The sequence below is a fragment of the Sulfurimonas sp. genome, from assembly GCF_018698455.1.
Taxonomy (GTDB): domain Bacteria; phylum Campylobacterota; class Campylobacteria; order Campylobacterales; family Sulfurimonadaceae; genus Sulfurimonas.
Window position 1 is genome coordinate 1 of sequence record NZ_JABIOQ010000061.1, and the last position, 10,188, is coordinate 10,188.

Below are 10,188 nucleotides of genomic sequence, written 5' to 3' on the forward strand. Positions count from 1 at the left end.
AGATAAAGAGCAACGATATACTCACTACTCCGAGATGAACTTTGAACTGAAATATCCACAGAAAGTGAAACCTTTTTTCACAAAAAATAGTTCTTACATACAAAGAGAACCACTTACATTTTACAGGGTTGGTTTTGTGGCGATGAGTATGTTAAATATAATTTTACTTCTTTGGCTAGGGTACATAAGTTAAAGCTAGTTGTATATTTTTTATACAGTAATAGACTCCTGAATGCCTATTTAATCATTATAATACTACTACAAATAAACACTTAACTACAAGTTGAGTTTGAAGGAAGAATTATGGCAGGATTTAAAGACTTAAAAGGGCAGGGACATGCACCAACGTTGTTCATGGCATTTTTATACTTCGATATGAGTTTTATGGTGTGGACAATGCTAGGTCCATTAAGTACAGAGATCGCGGAAGCTCTTGCTCTTGGTGGTCATATTATGACATCAGGAGAAAAAGCAACTCTTCTTTCTTTGCCAATTCTCTCAGGTGCAATTCTAAGAATTCTTCTTGGATTTGGTGTTGATAAACTTGGTGCTAAAATAACTGCAATTATGTCTCAAATAGTTGTAATAGCAGCTTTACTAACAGCATACTTCATGGGTAGTAATATTACATACAATGCACTTCTTTTAGTAGCACTCGGTCTTGGTTTTGCAGGAGCTTCTTTTGCGGTAGCACTGCCACAAGCTGGACAGTGGTATCCACCCAAACTTCAAGGTGTTGTTCTAGGTATAGCCGGAGCTGGTAATATCGGTGTTGTTATAGACTTTCTTTTTGCTCCTAAAATTGCTGAAATTTGGGGATGGGAATCAGTATTTGGTGTAGGTGCGGCAATGGCTATTGTTGTACTCATCGCTTACTCATTCTTAGCTAAAGATGCTCCAGAAGATGTTTACAAAGCTCGTCCTAAAAAACTTAAAGATTATGCAAAATTACTTAAAGATAAAGACACATGGTGGTTTAACCTTTTCTACGCAGTTAGTTTTGGTGGATTTGTTGGTTTTGCTGGATATATGAAAGTTTATCTTATGAACACCTATCAAACTGATATGTCCGCGTTTGGTTTAGATGTTTTTGATGAAAACAATGTTAAAGTTGTTGCAGGTTACTTCGGTGCTTTATGTATCTTTGCTGGTGCTGTTCTTCGTCCTGTTGGTGGAGCAATAGCTGATAAACTTGGTGGTATCAAAGCACTTTATATCTTCTTTGGTCTAGTAACACTTCTTGCTGTTTTAAACGCGAGTATGACACTTCCATTTGGTGTAGCTATCTTTGTACTGTTTTTAATCATGGCTAACCTTGGTATGGCTAACGGTGCAGTCTTTCAACTAGTACCACAGCGTTTTGGTAAAGACATTGGAATTATGACTGGTATTATCGGTGCTGCTGGTGGTCTTGGTGGTACAGCTCTTATTAAAACTCTTGGTTGGAGTAAGGGTGCATTTGATGGTTACTCGGCTGGATTTATGATCTTTGCGGCAGTTGTTATCCTAGCTCTTGGTGGTATCTCTTTAGTAAAAACTAGATGGAGAACTACTTGGGGTGTTGCTGCTGGTGGAAGAATTTAAATAAAAGGACTGAAAATGAAGTATGCAACACTCCCTATTGTTTTAAAAGATATGAAAATACTTCTTATCGGTGGAGGGAAAGTAGCACTTCAAAAAGCAGAAGTAATGCAGAGAAACTTAGTGAATTTTTCTTGTATATCATCTGACTATATTAAAGAATTTGAAGATATAAAAGTCAGTAAAATTCAAAGAGATTTTGAGTTATCTGACCTTGAATCCTACCCTGTTGTTATCGATGCAACTGGCTCCCCTGAAGTTATGAATAGACTTTTAGAACATAAACATACAAATAATTTTTTATATAATTGTGTAGATGTTCCAGAAGTTTGTGATTTTTTCTTTGCAGCATTAATTGAGTATGGAAGTTTAAAGGTAGCCGTATCTTCTTCAGGGGCAAGTCCAACTCTCGCTCAATGTGTTAGAGACAAGATTAAAAAAATCCTTCCCCGTGAACTCAAAAGTTATAATGAAAACCTAAGAGCCAGTAGAGATAAGGGTCTTATTGACACTCAAGAAGCAAGAGCTACGGCAAAAAAATTCTTGGGAAAAGTTACTTTAGTTGGTTGTGGAACTGGCGATGTGGATCTTTTAACAAGAAAAGCCTATAACTGTATCCAAGAAGCTGACGTAGTGTTTATAGATCACCTAATTAGTGATGAAATAATAGAGACTATACCCTATACCACTATTAAGAAATACGTAGGAAAAGAAAAAGGTTCCCATAGTGTTAAGCAAGAAATAATTAATGAAATGCTTATAGAATATGCTTCTAAAGGATTGGAAGTTGCACGACTAAAATCGGGTGACCCATATATATTTGGTCGTGGTGCAGAAGAAGCGGAAGCTCTTATGAAAGCAAATATACGAGTAGATGTTATACCTGGAATATCTTCAGCAATAGCAGGACCTCTTAGTGCAGGTATAGCTCCAACAGCACGTGGATATGCAACAAATTTATCTATAGTTTCAGCTCACTTAGCGGGAAATCTTATAAATACTGAATGGATAGATTTACTTAAAATGAAAAATCATACGACTATAGTTTTAATGGGACTCTCTCGTGCAGATGAAATACTTAAGATGGCTTTAGAAATTGGGATAGATGTAAATATGCCGACCGCTATCATATCAAATGCTTCAAGAGAAAATCAGACAAAAATTATTAGCACTTTAGGAGAGTTACCTAAGATGGCAAAAGATACTCCAAGACCTGGAATTATAGTTTTTGGAGAGGTAGTAAACCTACATAAAGTGCTACCGGAGTATAAAGCAAGAGAGAAGTTAGAGAACGAAAAAAAACAGCCTTATAAATATAATATGCAAGAGAGTCAATAATATGCAAACACCACTAGAGAGTTTTATCGATCACAAAGCCGATACTGGAATGCAGTGTGGAAATTATGGTATTGATGTCCCAGCATTAAAAGAGGGTGAGCAGTATAGGTTTCACTTTGATGCTACCGCTTGTGTTGCTTGTAGATGTTGTGAAGTGGCATGTAATGAACAAAATAATAATCCAGCAGATATAAAATGGCGTAGAGTTGGAGAGATGGAAGGGGGGATTTTCCCTGCGTTTACTCAGATGCTAAACTCTATGTCTTGTAATCATTGTATAGACCCAGAGTGTCTTATAGGTTGCCCAACTGAATCTTATATCAAAATAGCGGAAACGGGAATCGTCATTCATGATGATGACACTTGCATAGGGTGTCAGTATTGTACTTGGAACTGTCCTTATGAGGTTCCCGTGTTTCATGAAGAACGCAAGATAGTCACTAAGTGTCATATGTGTCATGAGCGTTTAGATGTGGGTCAGTCTCCAGCCTGTGTTCAAGCTTGTCCAGCAGGTGCCATCGAGATAGAAGCTGTAAATATAAAAGAGTGGCTTGAACGTGACATCGATAAAGAGGGAAATATGCCTTGTCTCCCTGATGCTAGAATCACAAACTCAACTACAAGATACACTCTTCGAGATAACTTACCAGATGATATGAAAGAGATAGATGAGCATATCTTAAAGCCTTCGCACAAAGAGTTACCACTTGTTTTTATGACAGTACTTACTCAGATATCTTTAGGGGGATTTTTAGCGCTTTTCTTAGGTGATGTAATGTCTCTTTTTGGTTTTGCACAGAGAAACTGGATAATGGCTCTTTTGGTGATGTTGCCAGCTGCGTTGGGACTTCCTCTTTCTGCATTGCACTTAGGTCGTCCAATTTTAGCACTTACGGCTATGAAAAATATAAAGACGTCATGGTTGTCACGTGAAGCACTTGCTCTTGGAGTTTTTACGGGACTTATGAGTGTTATAGTGGCTGTGTACTTTTTTGAGTTAAACGCAGCACTGCGTTTAGGACTTGAAGCACTTACTTTAGTAATTGGAATATATGGAATCTATGCGCAGTCAATGATTTACCGCATAAAAGCTCGTCCTTCATGGGATAGAGTTACGACAAACTTGAAGTTTTTCGGAGTGGCTTACATAGGTGCTTTTTTACTTGCGTTTTTAAGTACTCTGTTAAGTGTTTCTGATGTGATAATTCCACTCGTTTCTTTAGGAATGCTAGGCGCGGTGTCACAACTCTTTTTCACTTATGAGGACATTAGAACACTAGATAGCACAAAAGAGAATGAGTACCAACTCAAACGCAGCCATAAACTCTTAAACGAAAACTTTAAACGTACTAAGGTATTTCGTTATATATCTTTAGTCTTAGGTGGAATACTTCTTCCTCTTTTAGCATTAGTGTTTGCTAGTAACGGCTCTTTTACTTTGAGTTCCATTGCTTTAGTACTTTCTCTTATTATCGCGTTTAGTAGTGAACTTAGCGATAGGTTTTTATTTTATACGACTGTTGTTCCACTTGGAATGGCAGGTGGATTTTTCGTTGGTAAGCAGAGGTAGTAACTCTGTTTTAGCCATCTTGCGAGCAATCTAAGCATTTGAGAGAATCTTTGATATTTTTAGTATAAAACATAAGCTTATTTCCTTCAATACTATTATATTAGAAGTGTGAAATGATAAAATAAATCAGATATAAAGAGTGAAATATTTTTTTGTATATTCAATGTTGAGATAACATTTTTTTAAGAGAATAGTTTTTATTATGAAGTATGTTTAGTTGCCACTTGAAATAATATATACAAGTATACTAATAAAATTATTCCAAGTCCTGCATAAACTAATAGGAAACTAAAGTCAAAACTTACTTCTGTGACACCTATTGTGTCTAAAATAGAATTGGGTAAGTATTTTGCACCGAAATATATTGATAGACTTCCAGAAATAATAATTCCAAAAGGTATCATCAATAAATCTTTGAACTTTTCTAAATATTGATTTGAATATTTTGAAGCATAAATTGCTAATCCTATTATCAATCTGAAAATTAAATTTTCCATATTAGTCCTCGTATATCACTATTTATTCAAGGGACATTGTATCATAACTACCTCATGTAAAAAAATATATGAACATGAAAATTGATAGTCTATGCCCGATAAAAAACTTATATGTATTTAAACAATAATAATATAAAAGAGTTTATGATGATTGGTAAAATAAAAGATTTTTTAGGTTTTGATATAAAAGCAGAGAAGTATAAACCTTCTCTTTGTAGTACTAAGCCAATTCTAATTCAAGATGCTAATTTTTTAGATATTTCTATATCTTGTTTTATTAATGAATTGATAATCTTATTTAAAGAAAAATCTCCTGTTTTATTTTTTATATTTTTGATAAAGAAGTTTTTAACTTCTTTATCTAAATAAATTGGTATGTCTAATTCTTCAATTGGTCTGTAAAACTTACCTTGTTCTGCATCTGTAAAATCATATTCATTTTTCATTTTGGACACCTTTTTTGATAGATTTGTTTCTCTATTTTTGTTGCTTTTCTTGCACTTATTATTCTGACAAATTCTGTTCCGTCATCATTTCTAAATGTATGAACAACCAATAATAAAGTTTCATTTAATGACTTACCTAACAAAATCCATCGATCTTCATCTTGCGAGTGTTCTTCATCAAATTTATTTAAAGCAAATTGGTCTGAAAATACATATGAAGCCTGCTCAAATGTCACACCATGCTTTTCTATATTTATTTCTTCTTTATTTTGATCCCATTCAAATTTCATAATACAATTATATCTAAAATATTAAATTTCTACTGAATCATCTACTCACTGATTAATTTATAGACTATGGCCCGTAAAAACTTATATACATTTATGCTATTATTTAACTAATAATAATATAAAAGAGTTTATGATGATTGGTAAAATAAAAGATTTTTTAGGTTTTGATATAAAAGCACAGAAGTATAAACTCTCTCATGACGATACTTTTGGAATGATAAGCGACGCAAACAAACCTGACAAATGGGTGTTTTCCACTTGTGGTTACTGTGGGGTAGGGTGTGGACTCTACATCGGAGTTAAAGATGGAAAAGCCGTTTCTACAAAAGGTAATCCTAAACACGGTGTAAATATGGGAACGCTTTGTCCTAAAGGACTAAGCGAACACCAGATGATAAACTCTCCCGAACGTATACTGACTCCCCTCATCAAACGCGAGGGAAAACTTCAAAGTGCTACTTGGGATGAGGCATACACAAAAGTTGCAGATGAGTTTAAACGCATAGCTAAAACACATGGCGAAAAAGCGGTTGGAGTCATAGGAACTGGACAACTTTTAACAGAAGAGTTTTACTCTCTTGGAAAGTTTGTGCAGTTAGGTCTTAAGACAAACAACTACGATGGAAACACAACCCTCTGTATGGCATCTGCCGTTATGGGTTATAAGCAGTCACTAGGAAGCGATGGACCGGTAGGAGCATACGAAGACTTTGAAAAAGCGGACACCATTTTTCTCATAGGGGCAAACATAGCGGATAATCATCCCATATTGACTCTGCATCTAAACAAAAACAAACAGCCAACTAAAAAGATAATAGTGATAGACCCAAGAGCTTCTAAAACATCACAACTCGCTGATGTTTTTGTGCCCTTAAAACCACGAACGGATTTAGCACTTTTTAATGGACTTGCATACATAGTCATGGAGCAGGGCTGGGAAGACGAGGGTTACATAAAAGCAAATACAAATGGTTATAAAGAACTCAAAAAGCATTTGCAAAACTATCCTCCACAAGAAGTGGCGAACATAACGGGCATAGATGTAAAAACTCTTTATGAACTTGCTCGTGAGTTTGTATCTCAAGATGCGGTGCTGAGTGCTTGGACTATGGGTGTGAACCAGTCTTTTATGGGAACGGATACGGTAAGTGCCATCATAAACCTACACCTTTTAACAGGGCATATAGGTCGTGAGGGCACTGGTCCATTTAGCATTACCGGTCAGTGTAACGCGATGGGTACTCGTGAGACTGGATTTACCTCTTCTCTTCCGGGGTATAGAAATTTTGGTGATGAAAAAGCATTGTTAGAGTATGCAAAGATAGTCAATGTTCCCGAGAACATCATTCCTCGTGAACGCGGTTATAAATATGCAGAGATTATAGATGCGATAGACAGAGGTGAGATAAAAGTTCTGTGGATAGTCGCAACAAACCCACTTGTAAGTTTTGTGAACCAAGAAAAACTTCGCAAGACTTTGGCAAAACTAGACTTACTAGTAGTTCAGGACGCTTTTTTAGGTGACACGGCAGAGATAGCCGACGTTGTTTTTTCAGCTGCTACATGGGGTGAGAAAGAGGGTGTTTACACAAACAGCGAACGCCGTTGTAACCGTGCGAACAAAGCAGTGGAACAACTGGGTGATTCAAAGAGTGACTTTGACATCATCATGGAGTTTTCAAAGAAGTTTGAAGGTGTGCATGAGATGCTGTTTCCAAACTGGGAAAAGCCGATTGATGCGTTTAACGAGTGGAAAGAAGTGAGTCGTGGTCAGCTTTGTGACTACTCGGGAATCACTTATGATTTACTAGAGAGTGAGGGTGGCATTCAGTGGCCATGTAACGAGCAAAGACCACTTGGAACAAAGAGACTTTACTCCCCTGATATCGCTTATAGAACTAAGGATGCAAAGGCTAACTTACTCTGTTTCGATTGGTTTCCTATGGCGGAACCTATCAGTGCAAAATTTCCAGCTATTTTAAACACTGGTCGTACTGTGGAGCAGTGGCATACTCGTACTAAAACACGAAGCATAGACATACTCAACGACTTGGCTCCTGAAGCATGGATAGATATAAATCCAGCAGACGCGGAAGTGCTAAAAGTTAAAAGTGGCGATAGAATGGCAGTTTCGAGTGAAAGAGGAAGAGTTGAAGACATAGTAGTTCGTGTAACGCAGAGTGTGAGACCTGGAAATATTTTCACTCCATTTCACTACAACACGCAACTTGTAAACACTCTTACAAACGATAGCTTCTGTCCTAAGTCGGGCGAACCAAACTTCAAACAAACAGCTGTTCAACTACACTCTGCTGAGGTTCCCGAAGGGCTGAGTTTGGAAGAAACAACCATTGCAGGTGAGATTACACATATTAAGACGGCTTGGGAAGGAATCAAAACGAGTATGGAGTTTCAAGAAAAAAACATGTCACTTTAGTCTGTCTTGTGTTATAATAAATCAGAATAATTTTAAGGACTAACATGGCACTTATGGATTCAATTAAACGACAGTTGCGCTCAGTAATAGAGTGGGAAAACCCAGATGAAGACGTACTGTTTTATAGATGGTCTGAAAATGGCGATGAAATTAAAAACGCTTCTAAACTTATAGTTGGGCCAGGTCAAGGCTGTGTGTTTGTTTATGAGGGTAAAGTTTCAGCCGTAATCGAAGAAGAAGGGATAGTAAGCCTTCTAACTGATAACATTCCTTTTTGGACGACTATAACTAAAGTCATGCAGTCTTTTGAGAGTGAACATAAGGCTGGCATATACTTCTTTAAAAGCGCTCGTATCGTAAATCAAAAATGGGGAACGCTTTCTAGCATAAAATATGATGACCCTAAATATAACTTTCCAGTAGCTCTTCGCGCATACGGAAACTATAGCATTCAAATAGCTGACGCAAAACTTTTCTTTACAGAAGTGGTTGCTGGAGCTTCTCTTTTTCAAATCAGTGAACTTCGTAATATCATGGTAAACCGTCTAGTACATCCTTTAACAGATTTTCTTGCGGAGCAGAAGCTGTCATATTCAGAGATAGACGCTAAACGTAATGAGATTTCTAAAGGACTAACAAATGTTCTCCATGAAAGTTTTAATAAACTTGGCTTTAACCTTATTGACTTTCGTATAGAAGGAACAGAGTTTGATGAAGATACTCTTGTCCGGATCAATAAAATTGCAGACGTAAGTGCAGATGTACACGCTGCCACAACGGCAGGTGTTTCATACAGGGAACTACAACAATTAAAAGCTCTTGGCGATGCGGCAAAAAATGAGTCAGGCGCGGCTGGAATGTTTATTGGAATGGGAGCAGGAAATGTGCTGGCTAGCACTATGAACGAGCCTTTTACTCAGTCAACAGAAAACTCAAAAGATTTGGGTACTAGGTTAAGAGAATTAAAGTCATTTCATAAAGAAGGGCTCATAAGTGATGAAGAATACTCTTTAAAGAAAAGTGCAATTCTTCAAGAGCTATAGTAGATGGCAAAGTGTACTCACTGCTCTGCGCCACTTCCAAAAAGTGGAATCATTTGTGAATATTGCGGCGTAAGAAATGATATTGATCTAAGAGATAAGAAGTTTGTTAATCTTCGTCCACATCTTAATCGAGAGTGTCCAATATGTAATATAAAATTACAAACTATAAACATAGGAACAAAACTGGACCTCTTTATAGAACGCTGTGAAAGTTGCTATGGAATCTTTTTTGATCCAAACGAGCTAGAAGAAATGTTAGAGTATTCAGTAAAAGGTTCTAAAAATGTAGACCTCTTAAAGCTTGCTCAAATTTCTGAAAATCCACGATATATAGATATTTTAACCTATAGAAAATGTCCTGTATGTAAAAAAACCATGCAACGTAAAAACTTTATGAAACGCAGTGGAGTGATAACTGACATTTGTTTTGAACATGGTATTTGGTTAGATTCTGGTGAATTGCGTCAAATCATGGAGTGGGTAAAAGTTGGCGGAATGACAAAAATAGAAGAATCTAAGTTTACTAAAGCATCAGAAACTTCATATACTTCAAGCCCTAAGAATTCAGAGTACAGTGGGACTAAAGAAACAGATATATTTGAAGATTTACTTGATGCTCTTCTATATTTCAGATGGTAGTTTTTATGTATAAAATATAGGCGTTAACAATGTTTTTAATACTTATAAATTAGGTATCATTTTACTATATTCAAATATGGAAAATATTACTATGAAAGCATTAGAAGAAGCATTTAACGCAAGAAATAAAAAATTAAATAAAATAGAAGTGGTTAAAAATCTAAAAACACCTCAAGAAGCTTATGATAAACTCGACGAGTATGCAAAAAATGGGTTTGATAGTGTTCCTGAAGAAGATAAAACATACTTTCTAAAATGTTTTGGAATTTACTATAGACCTGTAACACCGGGTAAGTTTATGCTAAAGCTTCGTATACCTGGTGGGTTTATGAAAGCCGAACAAGCCG

Annotated in this window: 9 protein-coding genes and 2 pseudogenes; 8 read left to right on the top strand and 3 right to left on the bottom strand. The window is 36.3% G+C overall.

Translation table 11 applies throughout. The annotated features are described in order from the left end of the window. From HOG88_RS09235 to HOG88_RS09250, 4 genes and pseudogenes are all read left to right on the top strand, one after another. A pseudogene (locus HOG88_RS09235) lies at positions 1-193 on the top strand (bifunctional protein-serine/threonine kinase/phosphatase); the annotation flags it as partial. A gap of 110 nt (positions 194-303) precedes the next feature. Beyond that, positions 304-1,584: a nitrate/nitrite transporter gene (locus HOG88_RS09240; protein ID WP_295005463.1), complete on the top strand. Its 1,281-nt coding sequence runs from the start codon at positions 304-306 to the stop codon at positions 1,582-1,584. 15 nt (positions 1,585-1,599) lie between these two features. Further along, positions 1,600-2,919, top strand: a complete 1,320-nt coding sequence (cobA, locus tag HOG88_RS09245) for a uroporphyrinogen-III C-methyltransferase (RefSeq protein ID WP_295005465.1) — start codon at positions 1,600-1,602, stop codon at positions 2,917-2,919. Position 2,920: 1 nt separating this feature from the next. Then, a complete protein-coding gene (locus tag HOG88_RS09250) occupies positions 2,921-4,489 on the top strand; it encodes a DmsC/YnfH family molybdoenzyme membrane anchor subunit (RefSeq protein WP_295005467.1) in 1,569 nt (522 codons plus the stop codon). 200 nt (positions 4,490-4,689) lie between these two features. Here the strand turns inward: HOG88_RS09250 and HOG88_RS09255 are convergent, their stop codons facing one another. The 3 genes from HOG88_RS09255 to HOG88_RS09265 form a co-directional block, all read right to left on the bottom strand. Continuing rightward, positions 4,690-4,986 carry a hypothetical protein gene (locus tag HOG88_RS09255; protein ID WP_295005469.1) on the bottom strand — a complete coding sequence of 99 codons (297 nt, stop codon included), beginning with the start codon at positions 4,984-4,986 and terminating at the stop codon, positions 4,690-4,692. A gap of 236 nt (positions 4,987-5,222) precedes the next feature. Continuing rightward, positions 5,223-5,432: a hypothetical protein gene (locus HOG88_RS09260; protein ID WP_295005471.1), complete on the bottom strand. Its 210-nt coding sequence runs from the start codon at positions 5,430-5,432 to the stop codon at positions 5,223-5,225. Continuing rightward, on the bottom strand, positions 5,429-5,722 hold the full coding sequence (locus HOG88_RS09265) for a BrnT family toxin (protein ID WP_295005473.1): 294 nt from the start codon (positions 5,720-5,722) through the stop codon (positions 5,429-5,431). Before HOG88_RS09265 ends, HOG88_RS09260 begins: the two co-directional genes overlap by 4 nt. A 133-nt stretch (positions 5,723-5,855) precedes the next feature. Between HOG88_RS09265 and HOG88_RS09270 the strand changes: the two genes are divergently transcribed. From HOG88_RS09270 to HOG88_RS09285, 4 genes and pseudogenes are all read left to right on the top strand, one after another. Next, complete coding sequence (locus tag HOG88_RS09270) at positions 5,856-8,159, top strand: molybdopterin oxidoreductase family protein (protein WP_295005475.1); 2,304 nt, start codon at positions 5,856-5,858, stop codon at positions 8,157-8,159. Between the two features lie 44 nt (positions 8,160-8,203). Beyond that, positions 8,204-9,202, top strand: a complete 999-nt coding sequence (locus tag HOG88_RS09275) for an SPFH domain-containing protein (RefSeq protein ID WP_295005476.1) — start codon at positions 8,204-8,206, stop codon at positions 9,200-9,202. Positions 9,203-9,205: 3 nt separating this feature from the next. After that, a complete protein-coding gene (locus HOG88_RS09280; protein ID WP_295005478.1) occupies positions 9,206-9,841 on the top strand; it encodes a zf-TFIIB domain-containing protein in 636 nt (211 codons plus the stop codon). Positions 9,842-9,932: 91 nt separating this feature from the next. Further along, positions 9,933-10,188 (top strand): annotated as a pseudogene (locus tag HOG88_RS09285) (ferredoxin--nitrite reductase); the annotation flags it as partial.